A 25257-nucleotide genomic window follows, 5' to 3' on the forward strand; every position below is an offset into this window, starting at 1 on the left:
AAAAAATTCAATTAGATTGGCGCTGTGTCGACGGCTTTAGTGTTTGCTCACAAGGCGCTTTGCAAATGTGTTATGACAACAAGAGAAGGTAGGTTATGACTAACCCCAATAACATATCGTTAAATATCAGCCATGCGTTGAAGTTTACTGATAGTCATGTCTTAGATATCCCAACATTAACTATTTTAGGCGACAACGGTGAAGTATTGGACGGTGCCACTGTGCCTGAAATAGATAAAGAGACAGCACAACGCTTGTATTCAACAATGCGCTTTATTCGCTTGTTAGATGAACGTATGCAGGCGGCACAACGCCAAGGTCGAGTCAGTTTCTATATGCAATGCTTGGGTGAAGAAGCGGCCATCACTGCCAGTACAGCGGCACTGAAGCAAGATGATATGATCATGGCGCAATACCGAGAGCAAGCGGCGATTGCTTATCGTGGCTTTACCCTTGAGCAGTTTATGAACCAATTGTTCTCAAATGAACATGATTTAGGTAAAGGTCGTCAAATGCCAGTGCATTATGGTTCACGCGAATTGCACTATATGACGATTTCCTCTCCTTTGGGCACGCAAATTCCTCAAGCTACAGGCTATGCATATGGTCAAAAGCTAAAGCACATTGATAAAGAGAGCGGTAAGCTTGCTTCGGAAATCGATAACGTCACCATTTGTTATTTTGGTGAAGGTGCTGCATCAGAAGGTGATTTCCACGCTGGTTTAAACATGGCAGCGGTTCATGAAGCACCTGTTATTTTCTTCGCACGGAATAACGGTTACGCCATTTCTACGCCAGCCGATGAACAATTTAAAGGTGATGGTATCGCATCACGCGGCGTAGGTTATGGCATTAAAACCATTCGTGTTGACGGCGCTGATGCGTTAGCAGTTTATGCGGCAACACAAGCAGCTCGTAAGATTGCAGCTGAAAATGGCGAGCCGGTATTAATTGAATCTATTGCATATCGATTGGGTGCACACTCTACATCGGACGATCCGTCAGGCTATCGTAGTAAAGAAGAAGAAGCACAATTTAAAGCAAGTTGCCCGATAGAACGCTTCAAAAAGTGGATGTTAAAGCAAGGCTGGCTTGACGAGAAAGAAGATGAAGAAGCCAAAGATAAGATCCGTGAAGACATTTTAGCGGCAGTAAAAGTAGCAGAAAAAGTACAAAAACCAGCGCTTGAAGAGCTTGTTTCGGATGTATATGACACGCCGATCCCGTCTTTGCAAAAACAATACGAAGAATTAAAAGAACACATAAAGCAACATCCAGATGCTTACCCAGTGACAGCAGGGAGACTTAAATAATGGCTAAAATGAATATGCTCCACGCCATTAACTCGGCATTAGACATTACCATGAATGAACATCCTCAAGCTTGTATTTTTGGCGAAGATGTGGGTTATTTCGGTGGTGTATTTCGTGCCACATCTGGCTTGCAAGAAAAATACGGTAAGCATCGTGTCTTCAATACACCTTTAACGGAACAAGGCATACTTGGTTTCGCTAATGGTCTAGCCGCATTCGGTGCGCCAGCGCTCGCTGAAATTCAATTTGCTGATTATATTTTCCCGGCATTTGATCAAATCGTGAACGAGTCTGCCAAATTCCGTTATCGCAGTGGTAATGAGTTTAATGTGGGTAATTTAACCATCCGTACACCATATGGTGGTGGTATCGCCGGTGGTTTATACCACTCTCAGTCGCCAGAAGCGTACTTTGCACACACACCAGGATTAAAGCTGGTTGTGCCGCGTAACCCATACCAAGCTAAAGGCTTATTACGCGCTTGTATTAAAGATGATAACCCGGTTATTTTCTTTGAGCCCAAACGTCTATATCGCGCATCAGTGGGTGAAGTACCTGAAGATGATTACACCATTGAAATCGGCAAGGCTGAAGTTGTTAAAGAGGGTTCTGATGTCACTTTGCTTGCTTGGGGTGCACAAATGGAAATCATTGAGCAAGCAGCTGCAAAAGCAGAAGAGGCGGGTGTAAGCTGTGAAGTGATTGACTTACGTAGTATTTTGCCTTGGGATATGGAAACTGTAGCGAAATCTGTAGTTAAAACAGGCCGTTTGATCATTAGCCATGAAGCACCGATCACCAATGGGTTTGGGGCGGAAATTGCGGCGACTATCCAACAAGAGTGTTTCTTGCACCTTGAATCACCCATCATGCGAGTGTGTGGTTTAGATACACCATATCCTCTCGCACTTGAAAAAGAATATGTGCCAGACGCGTTAAAAGTGTTTGCTGCTATCAAGAAATCAGTCGAGTTTTAAGGATTAGTCATGGCTAAAGAATTTATCTTACCAGATATTGGCGAAGGCATTGTAGAGTGTGAAATCGTTGAATGGTTAGTGGCTGTTGGTGACGAAGTAAAAGAAGATCAACCAATTTGTGACGTTATGACCGACAAAGCACTGGTTCAGATCCCTGCGGTACATGATGGTGTGATCACAACATTGCACTATGAAAAGGGTGAAATTGCCAAAGTGCACGAACCGCTCTTTGCGATGGAAGTGGCTGGCGCGACCCCTGCAAACGACAGTGCGGTGGGTGAATCATCAAATGCAGCTTCCACCGGCTCTCAGTTAGAAGACTTCATCTTGCCGGATATCGGTGAGGGGATTGTAGAGTGTGAAATTGTAGAATGGCTTGTTGCTGAAGGTGATGAGATCAAAGAAGATCAAGCTGTTTGTGACGTGATGACGGATAAAGCACTGGTACAAATTCCTGCAAAGCATGATGGCATAGTTGAGAAGCTTTACTATCAAAAAGGTGAAATTGCAAAAGTGCATAGCCCGCTTTTCCAAATGCGTTTGGCTGGCACTAACGATGCGCCTGTAGAAGCAAAAGTCGAAGTAAAAGCGGCGGCGCAAACGGTTAAAGCTGCACAAAGCCAACAAGCAAAGGCTCAGTTGCCAGCCAACGGTAAAGCAATCGCATCTCCCGCTGTTCGTCGGCTAGCTCGTGAGCACGATATTGATATTAACCAAGTACCAGGCACAGGCAAAAATGGTCGCGTTTACAAAGAAGACATCACGCGTTTTGTTGAAGGTGGTGGTGCCCAAGCTCAACCTGTTGCAACAACATCAAATGCTTCTTCAGCGAATACTGTTACGCAAACGCTGAGCGGTGGTACGCGTGTAGAGCCTATTCGCGGTATGAAAGCGGCGATGGCAAAACAAATGGTTGCGTCCGTATCGACTATTCCACACTTTACCTTTAGTGATGAAATTGATCTGACCGAGATCATTGCGTTGCGCAAAGAGTTGAAAGAACAATATGCAAAAGAGGGCGTTAAGCTCACAATGATGCCGTTCTTCATTAAAGCGCTGTCGTTAGCAATCAAAGAGTACCCAATTGTCAATTCACAAGTAAATGATGAGTGCACAGAGATCACTTACTTTGATGATCACAACATTGGTATGGCAGTAGATTCAAAACTTGGCTTATTAGTGCCTAATATCAAAGGGTGTCAAACTAAGTCGATTGTGGAAGTAGCACAAGAAGTGACTCGTTTGACTGATGCGGCTCGAGAAGGGCGTGTATCACCAGATGATTTAAAAGGTGGCACAATCTCGATTTCAAACATTGGCGCAATCGGTGGCACAACGGCAACGCCGATCATTAACAAGCCAGAAGTTGCTATTGTTGCACTAGGTAAGCTGCAACACCTTCCTCGTTTCGATGATAAGGGGAACGTTGTATCACGCGCAATCATGCAAGTAAGTTGGTCGGGCGACCACCGTGTGATTGATGGTGGTACCATTGCACGATTTAACAACCTATGGAAAGCATATCTTGAGAATCCTGCCAAAATGATGATGGCGATGAGTTAACCATAACCACGCTAGATACACGGAGCCCAGTCATTTGACTGGGCTTTTTGTTTTGAGGCTAAAAGTGGGCCTTGAATTTAATGAGCAGTGATTTCACTAACTTCTATAGACCCACAAAGAGATAAATTCTAGCTGCTTTGTCGTACTAAAAAGGATTAGGCTGAGAAGAGTTAGCTCAAATCTAACAGCTACCGATAGAAAAATGGGTTACTGTCAGATCAAGTCTGAGCTAATACATCTAAGCTAATCCACTAAAACCAACTATCTGGGGGACCAAGCTCTAAACCAAGGTTGTGAGCATAGTCAATAACAGCTCGTAGGTTTTGTTCGCATAATCGCCAGCCTAATTTTGCTTTTTCACAATCTTGGTTGATACCATGCGCTGCTAAATGGGCAACGGTGCCTTCAGCTCTTGTTTTATCTAGCAGCTTCCATACAGGTTCCCAATTTCCTTTTAGCACGATACCATCGATAGATGTTGCTGATTCTGGTCTTGTTGTTGGTCCAGTTTCACTGACCCAGCCGACATTGAAGTATCTAACGGTATCGAATTTTTCCTTCAGCTTTTTCTCAACATCGCCTTTTCCTAAGCCAGCCCAGCCGTAAGGATAAGCAAAGTGACGAAGGTTATAATCAGCATAGAAATCAATACAGCGCTCAACTTCTTCTGCAATATAATCCCCCTCATATGATTCGACAAACCTATGTGAGCAAGAGTGATGCCCGATAATATGACCATTTTTATATAATGCATCGACATAACTCTGTTTATTTTTTTCAATAACATAATCAGCGGTTACGTAAAACACGGCTTTCATATCGTAATCGGCAAGAATTGGGTGTGCTAATTCGAGCCAAGACTCTACATATGCATCGTCAAATGTGAGCATAAATCTACCAATCGGCTTCAGTTCCGCTGATATAGTACAATCTTCTTTAATGGCCCCAACACGGAATACATTTTTGGTTAACGTACCATCGCACCCTTTTACATCTTTAATTTCGTAGCCTTTATTAGGCGTTATTACAAATTCAGCTTTATCACCATATGAGAAGGTGCTGATATGAGAATTTATAGAGCCGTAATCATCGTTATTGACTTGGTAACTTACTTTGTACTGCTTTTTAGAAAATGATGCATTAATAGTACATTCAGAAGAAACTTTATTAACTATATAAGTGTCATCTTTTAGTGTGCCATGACAGCCTTCAATTTTATTAAGTTGGTAACCAGCTTCGGCTTTAATTTGGAATGTAAACACTTGTCCATAAGGGACATTGGCGAGCTGTGGCGCAATACTTCCGCCGCTATCTGAGTTGGCGTTTATTTTGTAAACGTTTCTGTTGAATTGAGCTTTGACAGTACAATGTTTATTAACGTTTCTAATAATAAACTTTGTCGCGTCTAGTGTGCCACCACACCCTGAAATTGTTTCAAGGCGGAAGCCCTCACTCGGTGTAATCTGTATTTCCGCTTGCTCGTTACTATCTATAGACAAACTAGAAGGACTTAATTGTCCACCTTCGCTAGATACAATCGTGACCGCATACTTTCCGTTTTCAACATGCAGATTATCTTGATGCGAATTGTTGTCCGAGCACGCTACAATAAAGGTGCATAATAACGCTAATTTAGTGTTCTTCACCATACTTACATCTGTCCCTATTTTATAAAATGGACAGGAATGTACCCCTTATCGAACAGTGTTGTAAATACCTAAATCAGGGATGGTTGAACAATTAACGTTTTTTTATCTTTTTTATTTCAAAGAATTAAAAAGGAGAGGGGTTTTCAGTTAGCATTTACGAATCAAGTGGAGAGCAATAAAAAACCCAGCAAAATAGCTGGGCTTTTAACAAATTATATTTTACTAGAATTTATTAGTAAGTCGCACTGCCTTTTGTACGAGGGAAAGCTATCACGTCACGTACGTTGCCCATGCCGGTTACATAAGCTACTAAACGCTCAAAACCAAGACCAAAACCTGAATGTGGTACAGTGCCGTAACGACGCAAGTCTCTGTACCAGCTGTAATCTTCTTTGTTTAAGCCCATTTCTTCTAAACGTTGGTCAAGTACATCTAAACGTTCTTCACGTTGTGAACCACCAATGATCTCACCAATACCCGGTGCAACAACGTCCATAGCAGCCACAGTTTTACCATCTTCGTTTTGGCGCATGTAGAATGCTTTGATGTCGCGAGGATAATTTTTGATTACCACAGGTGCCTTGAAGTGTTCTTCAGCAAGGTAGCGCTCGTGTTCTGATTGCAAGTCCACACCCCATTCAACTGGGAATTCGAATTGTTTATCACACGCTTTCAAAATTTCAATCGCGTCTGTGTAATCTACTTGTGCGAAATCTTTTTCAACAAACTCTTCTAGACGAGTGATTGCAGATTTTTCGATACGTTGAGCGAAAAATTCCATATCATCACGACGTTCAGTTAACACTGCTTTGAATACATACTTGAGCATGTTTTCAGCAAGTGAAGCGATGTCTTCTAAATCAGCAAATGCCACTTCTGGTTCAACCATCCAAAACTCAGCCAAGTGACGAGAAGTATTTGAGTTCTCTGCACGGAATGTTGGACCGAATGTGTAAATTTTCGACATAGCGCTTGCATATGTCTCACCATTGAGCTGGCCAGATACCGTTAAAAACGCTTCTTTACCGAAAAAGTCTTCAGAGTAATCCACATCACCTTTGTCGGTGCGCGGTAGGTTGTTCATATCTAACGTAGACACGCGGAACATCTCGCCTGCACCTTCACAGTCACTGGCTGTGATGATTGGGGTGCTGATCCACATGTAACCTTGTTCATGGAAAAAGCGGTGGATCGCTTGTGATAAACAGTTACGAACGCGTGTTACAGCGCCTATTACGTTGGTGCGAGGGCGAAGGTGCGCATGCTCGCGTAAAAACTCAATGCTATGACGCTTTGCTGCCATAGGGTATGTGTCTGGGTTTTCTACCCAACCTAATACCTCTACGGAATTTGCTTGAATTTCAAAAGCTTGACCTTGACCTTCAGATTTTACTAACACGCCAGTTACTTTAACTGAGCAACCAGCTGTTAAGCGGGTAACTTCTTCATAATTATTGAGCGAATTAGGCACAACTGCTTGGATAGGGTCAAAACAAGAACCGTCATGAACGGCTAAGAAAGAAATACCTGCTTTTGAATCGCGGCGTGTACGGATCCAACCTTTAACTGTTACCTGGCTGTCTACCGCAACGGTGCCCTTGAGTAGCTCCGTTATCGCTATGTGGCTCATTTTCACTCCAATGATATAAGTTACCTAATAATTATTCGATGTACCTGTAATATCTGTTACAGACACGTAGGCCGTATCTTACCTCTCATACGCCAATAAAAAAACACTCAATTGCAACTCTTTTACAACTTAATGTGCTTTATTAATCGATATGGCGGCATTATGCAGTTTGAGTTCTGGTTTAAAGGGCTAAAGTTCGCAATAAACGTGCGTATTTCATGATTAAATTTCAAAAATATGGCATCATAGCTGTTTTACTACAATCTTATACTTACGCTTAGGTAACTTTAATTGTCGATGAAACAGGTTTTTATATTACGCGGATTGCCAGGGTGTGGCAAAACACACTATGCACAAACATTGGTTGATGAGTTAGTTGCGGGTGATGAAACACAAAGTTTGATCTGCTCAACCGATGACTATTTTTACAATGATGCAGGTGAATATCATTTTGAAAAATTCAAATTACCTCAGTACCATAATTTAAACCTCGCTCGCTTCATTAACGGGTTAGCGGAAGGTATCCCATTGGTTATTGTCGATAATACCAACATTAAAAAGTGGGAGTTTGTTGCATACAGCGCTGCGGCAGTGGCGATGGGCTATCAAGTTAAAGAAGTCATCGTTGGCGAAGTAAAAGATAAGTCTTTGCAACACCTCTATGCAAAACGTAATACACATGGCGTTGCACTCAAGACCATTAGTAAAATGGCGTATATATTCGAGTGGTAGCAGGAGAGCACACATGTTCTCTCCTAAGTAGCTTTAATACAGTCAATTTCCTCTTAGTATTATTGCCTTAGTTATTTCCGTTGCGCTTACCTTTAAATGCTCTAAATAGTTCTTCTAAATATCAGCTCGAATTCACTGTGCGCTAGTTTTAATTGTAAATTGATTCTCACGACAAATATGTCTGTTATGCCACTGTAGCCAGTTCAAGCACATTCCTCATATAAAAAAATAGAATGCATACGCAACAATTAACGCGGGAATGGCCGAGTATGCAGTCGCTAGCAATGCTGCGCTTGGTGCCATTGCGATGGCTGGAAATAGCGCGTCGCCATCGTTAGAGATAGCATTACCCACGAGTGCGCTAAATGGGATAACCCCTTGCAGATAAAGGCTAGTGACAACTATTTGAGGGCCACAGCCAGGTATAAAACCAATGACGATAGCGATTAAAGGGGCAAGTACGCTAATTTGACCAAACCAAAGCGATAAATCTAATTGAAATACGCTCACGCATACTTCATAAAGCATAAAACTTGCTATTACCCAAACACTTACAAATTGAGTATCTTTTAATACGCGTTCGAAATAATTGCTGTTATGTGTGGTTGTATACACGGTAGGCTTTTGCGTTTTGGGAATAACAGCCCATGAGAAAACAACGAGCAGGGCTAAAGTACAGCCTAGGTATTCAAGTAATGGCTGCTGTTGAGCAAACTCAAAATTACAAGCGATGAGTAGCGCGATGGCTACGCTAGGCCAGAGTAAAAATTGACACACTCGGGTCAACAGTGTTGCTTTGCCGTCCTCAGTTATTTCTTTAATTGAATCCGTTTTTTGTGCTGCCAATAAAGGATGAAATCTGGCTGGTAATGCGTTGGCAACGAGACCACTTATCATCCCCACTAGAATGCCTATGGCGATAATCGCGATGGCTGTTAAGGGCTCTTTGGCCAATAACAAGAACGCAGCATCGCCCATGGTGGCTGTTAACACAGCAACCAGTGCACCGAAGCTAGCTTGTTGCTTGGTATATTGAGTAACAACGATAATCGCGCCACCGCAGCCAGGAAGCGCGCCTAATACCGAGGCATAACACATTTCAAGCAGTGGGGATGTTTGTTTTAGCCGTGATAGTTCTAGTTGAGGAAACTTTTTCGAAAAATAGAAGTAGACGTAAAGTGTACTTGCAACAAACGCAGTCACTTGAAAATATGCATCGGCTAACGTCGTACGGGTTAAATCTCCAAGCGATTCACTCATTAACGCCAAAATGAGCAGCAGAGGGAAAACTAATCGTTTATTATTGAACGAGATGCATATATGGGAATTGAGTTGAAATGTTGTTAAACGCGCTAGATGCAGCATAAGTGTGACCAAATTAAAAAACTTAGTCACACTATATATTAACCTAAATGATAATCAATATCATTTGCGTTGAAACTCAGAAGTTGTATTCCATGTTGGCCAATCCGACTGCTGTGAAATATCATAACCAACTTGATAAAACAGCTGCAAATCTTGTACTGCACCACTTAAGTCCCACTCATCGCGAAATCGATCGCATGGCTGGTGATAACACCCACGTAGTACTAAGCTCATGCGTTTACGATAGTTTGCTGTTTCTTCATTGAGTGCTTCCGTTCCACCACCAGCATACATTGCAGGTACGCCCATATTGGCAAATGCGAAGTGATCAGAACGGTAGTAACCACCTGAAGCTGGTTTAGGGTCGCCTGATACAGTTCGGCCTTGTTGCTTAGCAGCGTTTGCTAACATGTCATCAAGCGATGATTTTCCAATACCGACCACGCTGATGTCTTTCACCTTGCCTAGTAGGTTTAAGCTATCCATATTGATATTCGCAACCGTTTTATTAGCTGGAATGACAGGGTTAGCTGCATAAAACTTAGATCCAAGTAGGCCTTGCTCTTCGGCAGTAACTGCCAAGAAGGTGATGGATCGATCTGGGCGATTAGGCAAAGCTGCGAATGCCTCTGCAACTTCAATCATACCGCCTGTGCCAGTGGCGTTATCGTGCGCGCCATTGTATATCTGATCACCTTTACGGTTTTTGTCTGTGCCGAGGTGATCCCAGTGGGCTGAGTAGATGATATGTTCATCAGGTGTTTTGCTACCTGGCAGAGTCGCGATAAAGTTGTACGAGGTCGATGTTTTAATTTTGCTCCTCACGGAAACTGACGCGGTCAAATCTCCCATATCAACATGATATGCGCCTTTGGCCGCATTGGCTTTTGCTGTATCAAAATCAAGACCTGCCTTTTCAAAAAGCTCTTTAGCGACATCAACGGTTACCCAACCTTCGACAGCAACTCTGTCCATATTGTTATTCGCTTTTTGGAAGCCAAATTGCTCACCACTCCATGAGTTTTCTACGACGCTCCAAGGGTACGAAGCTGGCGCCGTTTCATGAATGATAATGGCTCCTGCAGCACCTTGACGGCTCGCTTCTTCGTATTTATATGTCCAACGACCGTAATACGTCATCGCTTCGCCAGTAAACATAGACTTGTCTTTGGTGGCATAGCCGGGGTCATTTACGAGCATAACTACGGTTTTGCCTTTTACATCTAAGCCTTCGTAGTCATTCCAGCCGTATTCTGGTGCGTTTACACCATAGCCAACGAATACTAATTCAGAGTCTTTAATTGATTCAAATGGGCTGATACGGCTTGTGCCCATCACCATATCTTTTTTGTATTGATAGGACTTACCACCAATATCGAGTGTCATATTTGAGTCTGCTTCAATCGATACCAGTGGGACTTCTTGTAAAAAGCTGTCGCCATTACCTGGAGCATAACCTAGCGCTTTAAATTGCTTGGTTAAATAAGCGAGCGTTAATTCTTCACCTTTTGATGATGGGGCTCGTCCTCCAAATTCGTCAGAGGCCAATGTTTTAACGTGTTCAGCGAGTTGTTTTGCATTAATGCTGTTGTAAGCGCTTTGTACGTCAGCTTGTGTGTTACTTGCCGTGGTTGCACAACCACTGATAACAGCGATTGCTAACGCACTGAGTGTCATTTTTAGTTTCATGATGATTCTTTATTATTACTTAAGACGCGTAAGTATAAACATAAAATTCACCAATTTTCGAGTCAGTACGATCGACAGCGGGTGATGGCCGTTGGCGCTTGGAGTGAGTTGGGGTAAACTGCAACAATCATTGTAAAAAGTAGTAGTTGATGAAAAAGTTTACGCCGCCAGAACAATTTGACCCAAAACTCATAACGCATGGCGCATTTGAGCATCTTAATGCGTGTTTCAGCTTACATGAACAAGTCGACTGGCCAAATTTTACCTGGCTAAATACCCATGTTGATGCGCGCAATCTCAACAACAAAAGTATTCGTTTTGTACCGGACGCTCAACTTCAAGATGAAACTCGCTATTACGAACAAATTATTTTTGAAACGGGTCAAGTACCCACGCGAGAAGAAAACTGGCATGACTTATTTGGTGCCTTAATTTGGTGTTTGTTTCCGCGCACAAAAGCCTTATTAAACAAACGCCATATTGATGAGATTGAGCTGCATGGGCTTAAGCAACGCAGTAAACACCGAAATGCGCTGACATTATTTGATGAGTGTGGTGTGGTGCTTGCGATTTCCGAGTCTATGTTTGCTGAGCAGTTAAAAGCACACCAATGGCACGATGTTTTTGTTGAGCAAAGGGCTTGCTGGGGGGCCCAGGTAAAACCTTTTATTTTTGGACACGCAAATTATGAAATGTTAACCCACCCATTTATTGGCTTAACAGGCAAGGTGCTATGTATTCATGTAGAGCAAAGTTTTTACGCAATGACGCTAGAATCGCAGTACGCCTGCTTGGACAATAAATTGGTTGAGTTGATTGAACAGCACGGTGTTCTCAACGATAACAGTCAGTTGTCACCCTTACCTTTACTTGGTGTCCCGTCTTGGTACGACGAAAACCAAAATCCTGAATTTTATAACAACACGAATTACTTTAGACCGAAGCGAAGGAACACACATGATAGAAGTCAAGGCGTTACAAAAGCGCTTTAAATTGACCAAAGCACATCAACAAAAGGCAAAATCAATTGATGTGAGAGAACGTGACGGATATTTTCACTCCGTGCAAGATGTTAGCTTTTCTTGCAAACAGGGTGAAGTTCTGGGGTTATTGGGCCCCAACGGTGCAGGTAAAACAACCACACTGAGAATGTTGTCGACTGCACTCAAGCCTGATAGCGGTAGCATTATCATTAACGGGCAGGACGTGATAAAAAAGCCAATCGTTGGACGTCAGTCAATCGGGTTTTTATCCGGCTCGACGGGCTTATACGGACGTTTAAGTGCCAAAGAGAATGTGGAGTATTTTGCGCGCTTGCACGGCCTTAAAGGTAAGGCATTAAAGGCGCGTTGTGATGAACTGTTCTCCTTATTAGAGATGGACGCCTTTTTAGACAAACGTGCCGAGCACTTGTCTACAGGCATGAAACAGAAGACCAATATCGCCAGATCTGTGGTTCATAAGCCCGATGTCGTTGTGCTAGACGAGCCTACGACGGGGTTAGACATCATGACAACACAAACCGTTATTCGTTTTATTCGCGATTTAAAAGAGCAGGGCACGCCTGTTATTTTCTCCACCCACCATTTGGATGAAGTTGCACTGCTATGTGACCGAATTTGTGTCATTGATAAAGGTGTAAGTTGTTTTGATGACACAGTGAGTGCTTTCAAGAAGCAGGGAGATAGTGAAGAACTAAACCAAGCATTTTTAAACATTTTACAAGGAGCAGAGTGTGTTTGAAGTTTTTAAGAAAGAACTCCTCGAACTGTTAAGAGACAAAAAAACACTGTTTTTTGTGCTGGCATTACCCATGCTTATTTTTCCCGTGATCATGGCTTTAGTGGCGTTTTTAGGCTCTCAGGCTGCGTTAAAAGCGGAGCAGGAAGTGCATACCTATTACATTGTTAACGATCAGCTAGCATCTGAGTTTTCCGAACAGGTTTTTTACCATAAGAGCTTTAAAAAATATGACGGTGAAGAGGTATTTTCCGACGTTGAGCAACTTAAAGCGGCTGTAAAAGCGGGTAAAATTGATGTTGGCATTTACCTTGATAAGGATCCAAAAACGTCATTACAATCTGGTCAACAAGCACAGTGGCAGATGGTTTTTAATGATGCACGTAGCATCAATTTTATCTATGACAGACTACGTGAGTTAGCCAACGACTATGCAAACAAAATTAGAGCGCAAACACTGTTAACTCTAGGTGTTGAAGAAGACAAGCAGCAAGCGCTGTTACAACCGATTAAGGTGAGTAAAGTTGATACCGCGGATAAACGCGAAAACTTAGGTGAAAAGCTTGGCGCGTTTATTCCCTATTTGCTGATCCCGCTTGTTTTAATGGGCGCCAGTTACCCAGCTATTGATTTAGGCGCGGGTGAAAAAGAGCGTGGTACTTTGGAAACGTTGCTGTTAACGCCTGTTACACGCACTCAATTAGTACTGGGTAAATTTGCAACTGTGCTATTAAGCTCATTGGCTTGCGCAACGGTCACGGTGCTGAGTATGGCTATTTGGATCTCAATTGCGACCAGTTTTGTTGAGCTAGATACCATTAAGTCAGCTTTTTCTAGTGTGAACGGCGTCGACTTTTTACTTATTTTTGCGCTGTTGGTACCGATTGCTGCGATATTTTCATCTTTGGTGTTAGCAATCTCCATTTATGCTCGCACATTCAAAGAAGCGCAAAATTACATGGCACCTTTGAGTATGGGAGTATTTTTGCCGATTGTGGTGTCGCTGATGCCAAATATGGAACTCAATGCCAAAACCGCCATGATCCCAGTGACCAATGTTGCCTTGGCGATTAAAGAAATTGTTAAAGGTACTGTCGATTTCTCATTGCTCGCGATGATAGTGATGACGTCTGCAGCACTTGCCGCTGTGTTGCTGGGCTTTTGTGTTAAGTGGTTCTCAAAAGAAGAAGTGCTATTTAGATAAGCATGGTACAGGACAAAGCGATGTAAATTACATCGCTTTGTTTTTTGTTAGGCGGCTTTAATATCGGTTTCTTTTACTTCCTGCAGTTCCACCACATTCATAACATGCTGAATGTCAGACCAATGAATCAATTCAATGCGGCCATTTTCACCCTCAACGAGTGCCGTGCAGTTCTCAATCCAGTCACCATCGTTGCAGTACACAATGCCTTCTTGCACTTTGATGGCTGGCTGGTGGATATGACCACAAATGATACCATCTACGCCTCGTCTTTTTGCTTCATGAATGGCGGCGGATTCAAATGCTTCAATTGCTTCGCGCGCTTTGTGAACTCGGTTTTTAAGCCAAGATGCGAGTGACCAATAGTGACCCCCATACAAGCGGCGAATTCGGTTAGTCCAGCGATTTAAAAACAATAAAAAATCATACGCAGTGTCGCCCGCAATACTGATGAGTTTGTTGTAGCGCGTTGCTGAATCGAAATCATCGCCATGCAATAATAAAAAGCGCTTACCAAGCGAGGTGGTGTGGATAAAAGTTTTATGCACTTCTACGTTAAATAGGCTATTTCCCACATAACTACGAAATGTTTCATCGTGGTTCCCGGGAATATATACAACTCGAGTACCAGACTCAGCCTTAGATTGAATGCATTCGAGTACTTGATAATGAGATGGATGCCAATAAAACTGACGTTTCATTGACCACAAATCAACAATATCGCCTACTAAATAGAGCACATCACAGCGAGTGCTGTTCAAAAAGTCGAGCAAATATTCGGCCTTACAGTCCTTATAGCCAAGATGAACATCTGAGATCCAGATGCTAGGGTAGTACGTTGCAGTCATAGTCCATGGTCTCAAGCGTAATAAAAACCACAATAGTGATAAAAAATGACCAAGCCATGACATAAATACGACAGATTTGAGATGTTTTACGAGGATAAGCGTTATTTGAAAGTGCTAGTTTGCCTTACGTTAGAACGAAGTTTTTAGACATGATAACTGAAGAAAACGCTCATATATTTTTGAGTTTATAACATTACCACGATAGTGGTGGGGAAACCTGTTGGTGCAAACATCACAAAGTGTATACCGACACAAATCACATTATCAAATGATAATGATTCTCGTATAAGTTTCGTTTTGTGTTGCCCTAAGAAAAACATTCGTTATAATCGTGAGTGCATATTTAATCAGTATTATATTGAGAAATGGAGTTTTTACCGTGTTAGCGTCGCTATTTATTATTTTGTTGGTCGCAGCAATTACGATTCTGTACTGTACCAACAAACATCAGTATTTACTCAACAAGCCTTTACCTAAACGTACTAATAAAGTTGGCTATGTGTTGCTGGTACTTGCTGCAGTATGTGCATTCAAGCTATTTGTTGGCTCAGCGATAGTCTTCTCATGGTTGATATCAGCGATGGTATTAACTGCTTTGATCCCGTTCACTATGCTAATTCTGTTTGGTAAATCACGATGAATGATAGTGTTAAGCAACAACCCATAAAACCCGATTGGTTGGGTAAGACGATAATTGGTGCGGTGTTTGGTCTAGCGCTCAGCTTTGGCCTCGTTGGTCTTTTTGCATGGCTAGGTGCCGATAGTTTAAACCAACCGTTAACTGATGAGCGTTTATTATGGCGCACTCAATTTAGCATGTGGCTAATAACGCCTATTTGGTTATTGATATTTAGTTTTGTTTATATGTTTGGTAGCGCTAAAAGTGCGGCATTATGGTTAGGTGGTGCGAATATATTGGTTTTTATCGCGCTCATTGTCGTAAGGGGAGTGGCATGAAAATTAGATCGGACATATTACGAATATATCAAACAGTCCATACGTGGACGGGTATCACCACAGGGCTGTTACTGTTTATAGGTTTTTTTGCAGGTGCGATCACCATGTTTGCCCCCCACATTGACAGGTGGGCAACGCCACCGACAGTCAATCTACCACAAGTGCAAAGTGAACAATACGATGCCCTAACCGACGCGGTATTTTCTGCATATCCAGAGTCTCAAAACGGTATAAAGATAAGCTTTGAACAAGGAGCGTCACCTGTTACTTGGTACCAACAAGGCAACCCTCGAGGACTTCGGCTAGATGATCAACTTTGGCATGGCAGCTTTAATAGTTCTGGTGAACTTCTGACTCATACGAGTGGCATTAACGAACTGTCGTCTTTAGTAGATTACCTACACAGAAGTGCAGGTTTGGTAGGTGAAGTAGGGCATGATCATATCGGTGTGTATGTATTGGGTGTCGCTGCAGTGCTTTACTTTCTAGCGTTGGTTTCTGGGCTTATATTTTTGTTGCCGAGTTTGGTTAAGAGCTTTTTTGCATTAAGAACCAATAAAGGCACTTCGCGCTTTTGGCTAGATACCCATAATTTGATAGGCGTAACCAGCCTGCCATTTCATATAATAATTTCAGTGACTGTGATTGTATTTGCATTTCATGATGTATTTTATGATGGTTTAAGCAAAATTTATGGAGATAAGCCTTTATTTGCCCGCCAATCACCTGCGGCTGTAGAGTTTAAAGTTGAGAACTTGCCTAGCCTAAGTGAGATTGTGGCTAACGTAAAAGTTTACGCGCCCGATCATCAAATCAAAGAGATTAGCCTCAGCCGATTGAATAGTAAAATGCCTTCAGCGTCTATCCAATTAGTGAGCAATGAGCATTTTATGCGTGGACCGAAATCAGATTTCCTATTTATGAATCCTTATACTTTTGAAGTATCGACCAGTAGTATTACAAATGGTGATCAGGGGATCTGGGGCGATATAGTCACAACTATGTTTGGCTTACATTTTGGTAGCTATGGTGGAGAGCTGGGCCGCTGGGCCTATTTCATCATGGGGATCATGGGCGCGGTATTATTTTATACTGGCAACCTGATTTGGATTGAAAAACGTCGAAAGCAAAAACAGCCAGTCCAATCTAAATCCAGTTGTTTCATGGGGAAATTGACCGTGGGTGTTGCAATGGGCGCTATTTTAGGCGTTGCAGCTTCATTTGCCGTTACTAAGTGGATTGCGCTTACCGGACTCAATATCAACCAAGTCTATATGTGGGTTTATTACAGTTGCTTTATTATGACTTTAATCGCTTCGTTTGTGGTTGGCATGAGCAAAACGGCAATTGTTTCTCAAAGATTGATTTCGCTAATGTGTTTATCGTTACCAGCCACCTCGTTAATCGCATTGCTTTTACCAAGTTTGTCTATTTGGCCGGCGAATGATCTTTCCTCAATCGTTCTAGAGCTTTGTTCAGCGGTGATTGCTGTTATTTTTTGGCATATGGCCAACAAAACTCAGTATCGAGCCTATTATGGTGAACAGAACAGTGTTTGGTATGAAGGTGAACAATCAACTGTATCAGACGCTAAATTGAGTGTTTCCGCTTAATTGTATTCGGTGTTAACAAGCACCTTTATAAAAAAGCTTGTTGTTTTAAATTATGCCAGTCTAATTCATACTAGACTGGCATTTTTGTTGTAACGGGCGCTTAATATTTGCAGTGTGTTGTAAACGACTGTCATTAAAATCACGTTTTTCATATTACCTGCTAGCGCTTGCAGATCATCAAGCTTGTCATTGATTTACAGCACATTTAAATAAAAAGTGACGTTTGCATTTGGCTTGACTATACCTTATTCATAGCACGCATTTAAATGTGAAGGATGCAAAGAATGGCAATCACATTAACGCAAGAAGAGAAGGCAATATTAAAAAATGTTGCCATACCTCCTCGGCCAGAAGTGTTAATTGAGTTTTCACAAGAAGCAAAAAAACCAGAACCAAATATTGGCACAATCGCAAAAATTTTACATTCTGATGTGGGTATTTCTGCTGCGGTTCTTCAAGTCGTTAATTCTGCTGCTTTTCGTCGTGCGCGCGAGATTGATTCTATCGATCAAGCGATTATGACCTTGGGATTAAAACGATTGGTGCCGCTTGTTAAAGCTGTGGCCTTAAAAGCGACAGTTGGACAAGAACCACAAATGGCAGAGTTTTGGGATAGTCAAACCGAAATCGCACAATGTGCATCAGTCGTTGCAAACGCGCTGAAAAAACCGAGTCTTGCAAATCATGCGTATATGTTAGGTTTGTTCCATTTTGTTGGTGTGCCTATTCTCAAGCAACATTTTGATAATTATGAGCAAATCCTCAGTTTAGCTGAGGAAAATGGCTGGGATTATGCAGCTACGGAAGAAATGAAGTTATACAAAACCAATCATACGACTATCGGCTCATTGCTGGCTGCCCAGTGGGGTTTACCTAAAGTGATGGTCTATGTGATTTACTATATGCATGACGTAGAGGGCATTTTTAACTCAGGAGAGCTTGAACAGTCGGGTTTGGATTTGCTTTGTATTTTAAAAATTGCCAGACATATCGTGTTTTTAAAAAACAACTCAGGTGAAGTAGATAGTGAATGGCAGGCAGTACAAGAAGATATTATGGATTTTCTTGAAATGGAGTATGAGGAAATGTCAGATTTAATGCTGTCTGAATTTGACTAGCGCATTTTACAACTTTATGTAATAAAAAAGCAGTACCGAAGTACTGCGTTTTTATGGTTTTAGACTGTATCAATTAGCCACGAATTTGCGCAGTGATAGCTGCAACAGCTTCATCAATATCAAGCATAAGCTTCTCGCCAGTGCGGCGGTTTTTAAGCTCAACTTGGTTGTTATCTAAGTTGCGTTCACCGATGACTAATGTGAAAGGCACACCAAGTAGTTCCATATCGTTGAACATCACACCTGGGCGCTCTTTACGGTCATCAAACAATACATCTACACCCGCTTCTTTGAATTCGCTGTATAAACGCTCTGCGATTTCAGGAATACGATGAGACTTGTGCATATTCATCGGTACAATAGCAAGCTCAAATGGTGCAAGCGCGGTTGTCCACTTGATACCATAATCATCATTGTTTTGCTCAATCGCAGCAGCAACAATACGTGACACCCCAATACCATAACAACCCATGGTCATGATCTGGTTTTTACCATTTTCGCCTAGCACACCCGCATTCATTGCTTCAGAATACTTAGTGCCAAGTTGGAAGATGTGCCCAACTTCAATACCACGTTTGATTTGCAATGTACCTTTACCGCACGGGCTAGGGTCGCCTTCAACAACATTACGTAAGTCAAATACTTCGTATTCTTTAACGTCTCTGTCCCAATTGATACCGCTGTAGTGCTCACCATCTTTGTTCGCGCCAGCGACAAAATCAGCCATCACAGCCGCGCTGCGGTCAACGATAATGGGCATATTAAGGCCAACAGGACCTAATGAACCAGGATGCGCACCAATTGCAGCGAAGATGTCTTCTTCTTTAGCCATTTCAAGTGGTGAATCAACCAGTGAGTGCTTTTCAGCTTTCAGCTCGTTAAGTTCGTGATCGCCGCGAAGGATCAGTGCTACTAGACCACGTTGTTCGTTTTCGTCAGGTGTGCCGTACACGATAAGCGTTTTTACACCACGATGCGGCTTAACGCCGTGTTTTTCTTTCAGGTCAGCAATGGTTTTTGCTTCTGGCGTCGCAAAAGTATTAAGTTCTTTGCTTGGCTCTGGACGTGCTTCTGTCGGGGCGAGTGCCTCTGCTTTTTCGATGTTTGCCGCGTAATCACTTTCAGTACTGAATGCGATGGCGTCTTCTCCAGACTCAGCTAACACGTGGAATTCGTGCGATACGCTACCACCAATTGAACCTGTATCAGCAATTACTGGGCGGTAATCTAGGCCTAAACGCTCAAACACATTGCAATACGCTTTATGCATACGCTGATATGTTTCAGCCAAGCACTCTTCAGTCATGTGGAACGAGTAGGCATCTTTCATGGTAAATTCACGCGCACGCATTACACCAAAACGTGGACGTACTTCATCACGTACTTTTGTTTGTACTTGGTATAACGTTAAAGGTAGCTGCTTGTAGCTGCTGATCTCTTTACGTACGAAGTCTGTAATAACTTCTTCATGTGTTGGACCAAGTGCGAACGGACGGTTGTGTCTGTCGTTAATGCGAAGTAGCTCTGGCCCGAATTGCTCCCAACGACCAGATTCTTGCCATAAGTCTGCAGGTTGGATCACTGGCATCAGCATTTCAATCGCACCTGCCTTGTCCATTTCTTCACGTACAACTTGTTCTACTTTTCGTAGTACTTTTAATCCAGATGGCAGCCAAGTGTATAAACCTGAAGCCAGTTTGCGGATCATACCCGCACGTAGCATTAACTGGTGACTGATAATTTCAGCATCGGATGGCGTTTCTTTTAGAGTTGCCAAAATATATTGACTGGTACGCATGATGTTTCCGTTCGTAATCTAGTTGTTCTTTGTAATAATAGCGCGTAGTTTAGCAGCGCAAAGCGCCGAGACAAAGCCTTTATTCGCGGGTTATTTCAATCACATGGTTATGTTGTCCGTCCACTTGCCAGCGAATATTAAATTCATACAAGCTCATGCCATAAAACTGTGTATCTTCACGTTGCTTTTTGTACGCTGGGCGGGGATCTTGTTTCAGCACATTGCTAATAAATTCTTTTAGATCAGGATATTGCTTTTGTTTTGCGACAAAGTCTTTGGCTTGTTCACTATAATCGACCGTCATTTGCGTTTCAGGACGCGTATCTGCAAATCCGGCGCTTGCGTCTTGCATAGCATCAGAGTAGGGCAAGTAAGGCTTAATATCGATAATCGGGGTGCCATCAAGTAAGTCGATGCCCGAGAGCAGAAGTGCTAACTGGCCATTTTTATATTCTACGCCTTCAAGTTTAACGGCACTCATACCTATGCCATTAGGTCTAAAAGTCGCGCGGGTTGCAAATACCCCCTTGCGCTCGTTACCCCCTAAACGAGGTGGGCGTACGAGGGCCGAATAGCCTTTGTCAGCGGTTTCATGAAAGCGAAATAGCAGCCATAAGTGGCTAAATTCTTCAATGCCTCGAACAAATTCTTCTCGATTGAAGTCGTCACAAAATATGAGTTTCGCTTTGGCCTGTGGCACTAAACGTGGCTGACGAGGAATTGCAAATTTTTGCTTGTAGGGCGACTGTATGTGACCGATGGGTTGAATTTGATAACTTTGCACAATGTCTCTTCTATGCAACTAAAAAGGCGGTCGCGATTGTAGCTTTTATGGCGCAGTTTATCCAATTTCCTAAATCTTAGTGAATAACGGGCCGTTTAGTCTTCAATTGTTCTCTGCAATAGAGATTCAGTTTCAATTGCAATTTCTTTCATCTTTACTGCGTAAACTTCAAGTTTTTTTTGTTCAGCAGTTTTAGCTTTAAATTGGGGCACAGGTACCGGGTAGCCGGCTTTATCCATCGCAATAAAGCTGATGATACAATGATTGCTTTCAACGAGTGCTTGATTTTGCGGATCACCACAACGCACTCGAATAAATATTTGCATACTGGTTTTGCCGGTATGGGCGATTTGTGCTGATACTTCCACAATTTGGCCGACCAGAATAGGGCGTTTGAAGCGCACACCTGCCACAGACACTGTAACGCAATAACTGCCACTCCAGCCGGCAGCACAGGCATAACCCGCTTGGTCGATCCACTTCATTACAATTCCGCCGTGGACCTTACCGCCAAAGTTAACATCGGTGGGTTCTGCTAAAAATCTAAATACCATTTCTGAGTTTCCGCTCATTGCTCATACTCTGATTTTGCAAACAATTGACTTAAGTATATGCAATATTGATATTTTTGCTTTTACAGGTATGAAAAAGGGGCCATAGGCCCCTGCAATTTAGGATTGTATTACTTTTACATGTTTGGATAATTCGGACCACCAGCGCCTTCAGGCGTGACCCATGTAATATTTTGGCTGGGATCTTTAATATCACAAGTTTTACAGTGCACACAGTTTTGCGCGTTTATCACAAACTGCTTATCACCTTGCTCGTTTTCATTCACTTCATACACGCCGGCTGGGCAGTAACGTTGCGCGGGCTCGTCGTATTTTTCAAGGTTTACACGGATTGGTATACCTGCGTCCTGTAACTGCAAGTGGCATGGTTGAGACTCTTCATGGTTGGTATTGGATAAAAATACCGACGACAGTTTGTCGAAACTCAGTTTGCCATCTGGTTTTGGGTAAGCAATTTTTTCACACTCAGAGGCTAGCTTCAGCGAAGCATGATCGGGTTGATTGTCTTTAAAAGTAAATGGCAAAGAACCTGAGAAAATATTTTGATCCAGTGAGTTGTATGCTCCACCTAAAATTTTGCCAAATTTATGAAGTGCAGGGCCAAAATTACGCGACTGATAAAGCTCGTCATATAACCAGCTTGATTTGTACTTTTCAGTAAAGCTGACTAAATCTGAAGCCGGTTGTTCGCTGATAAGCGCTTCGATAATGCTATCAGCGGCCAACATACCCGATTTCATAGCGGTATGATTACCTTTGATCTTGGCAAAGTTGAGTGTACCCGCATCACAACCAATTAGTAGGCCGCCAGGGAAGTGCATTTTTGGTAACGAGTAAAAGCCACCTTTTACAACGGCACGTGCACCATAAGCAATACGCTCACCGCCCTCAAGTACGTTTGCAAATACTGGGTGGTGCTTCATGCGTTGGAATTCATCAAATGGACTTAAATGAGGATTGCTGTAATTAAGATCAACGATTAACCCAACAACGACCTGATTGTTTTCGCCATGATACATGAATACGCCACCGTGGGTGTCCATCGACAGTGGCCAACCAGTACCGTGAACAACAGCCCCTGGCTTATGTTTAGCTGGGTCTATTTGCCAAATTTCTTTAAAGCCAAGGCCGTAGTGTTGTGGTGTCGAGTCTTTATCGAGCTCAAATTGCTTGATGAGCTGCTTGCCCAAGTGTCCGCGACACCCCTCTGCAAACACGGTGTATTTAGCGCGTAACTCCATGCCCGGCATATAACTATCTTTTGGCTGACCGTCTTTATCAACGCCCATATCACCAGTGACAATGCCTTTTACTTCGTTGTCTTCAACAATGAGTGAATGCGCACTGAAACCTGGGAAAATTTCTACGCCTAAGCTTTCAGCTTGTTCTGCCAACCAACGGCACACATTACCCATTGATACAACATAGTTGCCATGGTTTTTAAACGTTTTTGGTACGGCAATATGAGGAATATTGATTGCTTTTTCTTCGCTTGTGAAAAAGTAAATGTCATCTTGGGTGACTTCAGTAGTAATTGGCGCGCCTTTTTCTTTCCAGTCAGGAAGTAGTTCATCGAGTGCCGTTGTTTGCAATACAGCACCTGAGAGGATATGTGCGCCAACCTCTGATCCTTTTTCAACAACACAGATCATGAGTTCTTTTTCTTGTTGCTGTGCCTGTTGTGCTAGGCGAATTGCGCACGAAAGACCCGCAGGTCCTGCGCCGACTACCACAACATCGAATTCCATGGTTTCGCGTTCAACCATTTTAACCTCACTATATTTGACGGTGTATTAACTAAAACGAGGCTTTAGTTTTTATTACGTTAAGTTAAGGTTATTTTAGGTTGACGTTTACGTCAACAGGAAGTAGTCTGATTCCATAAAATAAATATGTTGACGTGTACGTCAGCTTTTAAGAATAACCAGATGATGGAGTAACCATGAAAGTACTTGTGCCAATCAAGCGTGTGATTGACTACAACGTCAAGGCTAGAGTTAAGCCAGACAACAGTGATGTTGATTTAACGAATGTAAAGATGGCGATGAACCCATTTTGTGAAATCGCAGTTGAAGAAGCTGTACGCTTAAAAGAAGCGGGTACAGCAAACGAAGTGGTAGCAGTTTCTATCGGTGACAAAGCGTGTCAAGAGCAATTACGTACGGCCTTGGCATTGGGTGCTGACAGAGCCATCCACATCGAAAGCGATGCAAAGCTTGAGTCTTTACATATCGCTAAATTATTAGCGAAGTTGGTTGAGCAAGAACAGCCAGAGCTGGTTATTCTTGGTAAACAGTCAATTGACTCTGATAATAATCAAACAGGTCAAATGCTTGCTGCGTTAACAGGTAGAAGCCAAGGCACATTTGCGTCGAAAGTAGCGTTGGAAGGCGATAAAGTGAATGTAACCCGTGAAGTAGATGGTGGTCTACAAACTGTAGCATTGACGTTACCTGCTGTTGTAACAACAGACTTACGCCTAAATGAGCCTCGTTATGCTTCACTGCCGAATATCATGAAGGCTAAGCGTAAGCCGCTTGATGTAATAGCAGCTGATAGCTTGGGTGTTGATCTTGCGCCACGTGTAACGCTATTGAAAGTTGAAGAGCCAGCTAAGCGTGAAGCGGGTATTATTGTTGAAAGTGTAGAAGAGCTTGTAACTAAACTTAAAACTGAAGCGAAGGTGATCTCATGAGCGTATTAGTGATTGCAGAGCATGAAAATGGTCAATTAAAGCCTGAAACAGCAAAAGTTATCAATGCGGCGGTTGCGATTGGTGGCGGTGTTGAAGTATTAGTTGCAGGTCATAACGTTAGCGAAGTTGCGAATAGTGCAGCACAAATTAGTGGTGTAACTAAAGTGCGCGTTGCCGATAACGCGTCATTCGAACATCAGCTTGCTGAAAATACAGCAGATCTCATTGTTGAACTGGCTAGTGGCTATAGCCATATACTTGCAAGTGCCTCAACAACCGGAAAAAACACTTTACCGCGTGTAGCTGCATTATTAGATAAGTCGCAGATTTCTGAAATTATTGCTGTTGTTGACGCGGATACATTTAAGCGTCCAATCTATGCGGGTAATGCGATTGCGACGGTTAAATCTAATGAGTCGCAAAAAGTGATCACGGTTCGAGCAAGCGCATTTGACGCACAAGTCGAGCAGGGCGCATGTGAAGTTGAAAACTTGTCTCTGAGCATGGAGAACGCGTTAAGTGCTTTTGTAAGCGTTGAGCAAACAGAATCAGAGCGTCCAGAACTTAACGCTGCACCAGTGGTTATTTCTGGTGGCCGTGGTATGCAAAACGGCGAAAACTTCGCATTACTTAACGGTATTGCAGATAAGTTAGGCGCTGCAATTGGTGCGTCGCGTGCCGCTGTGGATGCAGGCTTCGTTCCAAACGATATGCAAGTGGGTCAAACGGGTAAAATCGTTGCTCCGGATTTGTATATTGCCGTAGGTATTAGTGGCGCGATCCAACACCTAGCGGGTATGAAAGATTCCAAAGTGATTGTGGCCATCAATAAAGACCCAGATGCGCCAATTTTCCAAGTTGCCGATTATGGCCTAGTAGCTGATTTATTCGATGTGCTACCAGAGCTAGAAGCTGCATTATAATAAGAACAACAAAATTCTGGTTGTTAAAGCCGTGTGCCGAAAGGCCGCGGCTTTTTTTATTAATCGTTTAAAATCTGCTTGTTATGT

At 42.7% G+C, this 25257-nt stretch carries 22 protein-coding genes; 13 read left to right on the top strand and 9 right to left on the bottom strand.

Annotated elements, in window-relative coordinates; genetic code table 11:
• Positions 1-95 precede the first annotated feature (95 nt).
• Genes AC5FX4_RS11415 through AC5FX4_RS11425 form a run of 3 tightly spaced genes read left to right on the top strand, consistent with a single transcriptional unit; the run spans position 96 to position 3853 of the window.
• On the top strand, positions 96-1313 hold the full coding sequence (locus tag AC5FX4_RS11415; RefSeq protein WP_493606507.1) for a thiamine pyrophosphate-dependent dehydrogenase E1 component subunit alpha: 1218 nt from the start codon (positions 96-98) through the stop codon (positions 1311-1313).
• On the top strand, positions 1313-2290 hold the full coding sequence (locus AC5FX4_RS11420; RefSeq protein ID WP_493606508.1) for a transketolase C-terminal domain-containing protein: 978 nt from the start codon (positions 1313-1315) through the stop codon (positions 2288-2290). Before AC5FX4_RS11415 ends, AC5FX4_RS11420 begins: the two co-directional genes overlap by 1 nt.
• Positions 2291-2299: 9 nt before the next feature.
• Positions 2300-3853 carry a dihydrolipoyllysine-residue acetyltransferase gene (locus tag AC5FX4_RS11425; protein ID WP_493606509.1) on the top strand — a complete coding sequence of 518 codons (1554 nt, stop codon included), beginning with the start codon at positions 2300-2302 and terminating at the stop codon, positions 3851-3853.
• Positions 3854-4104: 251 nt separating this feature from the next.
• Here the strand turns inward: AC5FX4_RS11425 and AC5FX4_RS11430 are convergent, their stop codons facing one another.
• Entirely contained in the window at positions 4105-5502 is a 1398-nt protein-coding gene (locus AC5FX4_RS11430) for a polysaccharide deacetylase family protein (RefSeq protein ID WP_493606510.1), read from the bottom strand.
• A gap of 232 nt (positions 5503-5734) precedes the next feature.
• Positions 5735-7132 (bottom strand): asparagine--tRNA ligase, encoded by a 1398-nt coding sequence (gene asnS, locus AC5FX4_RS11435; RefSeq protein ID WP_493606511.1) that lies wholly within the window; start codon positions 7130-7132, stop codon positions 5735-5737.
• 297 nt (positions 7133-7429) lie between these two features.
• Here asnS and AC5FX4_RS11440 point away from each other — a divergent pair, with 297 nt between their 5' ends.
• On the top strand, positions 7430-7864 hold the full coding sequence (locus AC5FX4_RS11440; protein ID WP_476291280.1) for an AAA family ATPase: 435 nt from the start codon (positions 7430-7432) through the stop codon (positions 7862-7864).
• A gap of 216 nt (positions 7865-8080) precedes the next feature.
• Here AC5FX4_RS11440 and AC5FX4_RS11445 read toward each other — a convergent pair whose 3' ends face one another.
• Both AC5FX4_RS11445 and AC5FX4_RS11450 read right to left on the bottom strand, forming a co-directional pair.
• Positions 8081-9124 carry a putative manganese transporter gene (locus AC5FX4_RS11445; protein ID WP_493606512.1) on the bottom strand — a complete coding sequence of 348 codons (1044 nt, stop codon included), beginning with the start codon at positions 9122-9124 and terminating at the stop codon, positions 8081-8083.
• 165 nt (positions 9125-9289) lie between these two features.
• Positions 9290-10918, bottom strand: coding sequence for a M28 family metallopeptidase (locus AC5FX4_RS11450; RefSeq protein ID WP_493606513.1), 1629 nt, complete (start codon positions 10916-10918; stop codon positions 9290-9292).
• A 149-nt stretch (positions 10919-11067) separates the two neighbouring features.
• Between AC5FX4_RS11450 and AC5FX4_RS11455 the strand changes: the two genes are divergently transcribed.
• Genes AC5FX4_RS11455 through AC5FX4_RS11465 form a run of 3 tightly spaced genes read left to right on the top strand, consistent with a single transcriptional unit; the run spans position 11068 to position 13862 of the window.
• Complete coding sequence (locus AC5FX4_RS11455) at positions 11068-11910, top strand: DUF3025 domain-containing protein (protein WP_493606514.1); 843 nt, start codon at positions 11068-11070, stop codon at positions 11908-11910.
• Positions 11876-12661, top strand: coding sequence for an ABC transporter ATP-binding protein (locus AC5FX4_RS11460; protein ID WP_493606515.1), 786 nt, complete (start codon positions 11876-11878; stop codon positions 12659-12661). The genes AC5FX4_RS11455 and AC5FX4_RS11460 overlap by 35 nt, the downstream gene beginning before the upstream one ends.
• A complete protein-coding gene (locus tag AC5FX4_RS11465) occupies positions 12654-13862 on the top strand; it encodes an ABC transporter permease (RefSeq protein ID WP_493606516.1) in 1209 nt (402 codons plus the stop codon). Before AC5FX4_RS11460 ends, AC5FX4_RS11465 begins: the two co-directional genes overlap by 8 nt.
• 47 nt (positions 13863-13909) lie before the next feature.
• On the opposite strand, the gene AC5FX4_RS11470 is transcribed toward AC5FX4_RS11465, so the two are convergent.
• Entirely contained in the window at positions 13910-14710 is an 801-nt protein-coding gene (locus AC5FX4_RS11470; RefSeq protein ID WP_493606517.1) for a UDP-2,3-diacylglucosamine diphosphatase, read from the bottom strand.
• A 379-nt stretch (positions 14711-15089) separates the two neighbouring features.
• Between AC5FX4_RS11470 and AC5FX4_RS11475 the strand changes: the two genes are divergently transcribed.
• From AC5FX4_RS11475 to AC5FX4_RS11490, 4 genes are all read left to right on the top strand, one after another.
• Positions 15090-15350 carry a hypothetical protein gene (locus AC5FX4_RS11475; protein ID WP_493606518.1) on the top strand — a complete coding sequence of 87 codons (261 nt, stop codon included), beginning with the start codon at positions 15090-15092 and terminating at the stop codon, positions 15348-15350.
• Positions 15347-15667, top strand: a complete 321-nt coding sequence (locus AC5FX4_RS11480; protein WP_493606519.1) for a hypothetical protein — start codon at positions 15347-15349, stop codon at positions 15665-15667. Before AC5FX4_RS11475 ends, AC5FX4_RS11480 begins: the two co-directional genes overlap by 4 nt.
• Positions 15664-17280 carry a PepSY-associated TM helix domain-containing protein gene (locus tag AC5FX4_RS11485; RefSeq protein ID WP_493606520.1) on the top strand — a complete coding sequence of 539 codons (1617 nt, stop codon included), beginning with the start codon at positions 15664-15666 and terminating at the stop codon, positions 17278-17280. The genes AC5FX4_RS11480 and AC5FX4_RS11485 overlap by 4 nt, the downstream gene beginning before the upstream one ends.
• A gap of 284 nt (positions 17281-17564) precedes the next feature.
• Positions 17565-18398 (top strand): HDOD domain-containing protein, encoded by an 834-nt coding sequence (locus tag AC5FX4_RS11490; protein WP_493606521.1) that lies wholly within the window; start codon positions 17565-17567, stop codon positions 18396-18398.
• 73 nt (positions 18399-18471) lie between these two features.
• On the opposite strand, the gene AC5FX4_RS11495 is transcribed toward AC5FX4_RS11490, so the two are convergent.
• From AC5FX4_RS11495 to AC5FX4_RS11510, 4 genes are all read right to left on the bottom strand, one after another.
• Positions 18472-20196: a proline--tRNA ligase gene (locus AC5FX4_RS11495; protein ID WP_493606522.1), complete on the bottom strand. Its 1725-nt coding sequence runs from the start codon at positions 20194-20196 to the stop codon at positions 18472-18474.
• Positions 20197-20275: 79 nt separating this feature from the next.
• Positions 20276-20980: a tRNA (N6-threonylcarbamoyladenosine(37)-N6)-methyltransferase TrmO gene (gene tsaA / locus AC5FX4_RS11500; RefSeq protein WP_493606523.1), complete on the bottom strand. Its 705-nt coding sequence runs from the start codon at positions 20978-20980 to the stop codon at positions 20276-20278.
• A 95-nt stretch (positions 20981-21075) separates the two neighbouring features.
• A complete protein-coding gene (locus tag AC5FX4_RS11505; protein ID WP_493606524.1) occupies positions 21076-21552 on the bottom strand; it encodes an acyl-CoA thioesterase in 477 nt (158 codons plus the stop codon).
• Between the two features lie 116 nt (positions 21553-21668).
• Complete coding sequence (locus tag AC5FX4_RS11510) at positions 21669-23318, bottom strand: electron transfer flavoprotein-ubiquinone oxidoreductase (protein WP_493606525.1); 1650 nt, start codon at positions 23316-23318, stop codon at positions 21669-21671.
• A 176-nt stretch (positions 23319-23494) separates the two neighbouring features.
• Here AC5FX4_RS11510 and AC5FX4_RS11515 point away from each other — a divergent pair, with 176 nt between their 5' ends.
• Complete coding sequence (locus AC5FX4_RS11515) at positions 23495-24247, top strand: electron transfer flavoprotein subunit beta/FixA family protein (protein ID WP_493606526.1); 753 nt, start codon at positions 23495-23497, stop codon at positions 24245-24247.
• On the top strand, positions 24244-25170 hold the full coding sequence (locus AC5FX4_RS11520) for an electron transfer flavoprotein subunit alpha/FixB family protein (RefSeq protein ID WP_493606527.1): 927 nt from the start codon (positions 24244-24246) through the stop codon (positions 25168-25170). Before AC5FX4_RS11515 ends, AC5FX4_RS11520 begins: the two co-directional genes overlap by 4 nt.
• Positions 25171-25257: the final 87 nt, after the last annotated feature.

It is taken from the genome of Pseudoalteromonas sp. ATL1 (assembly GCF_058933015.1).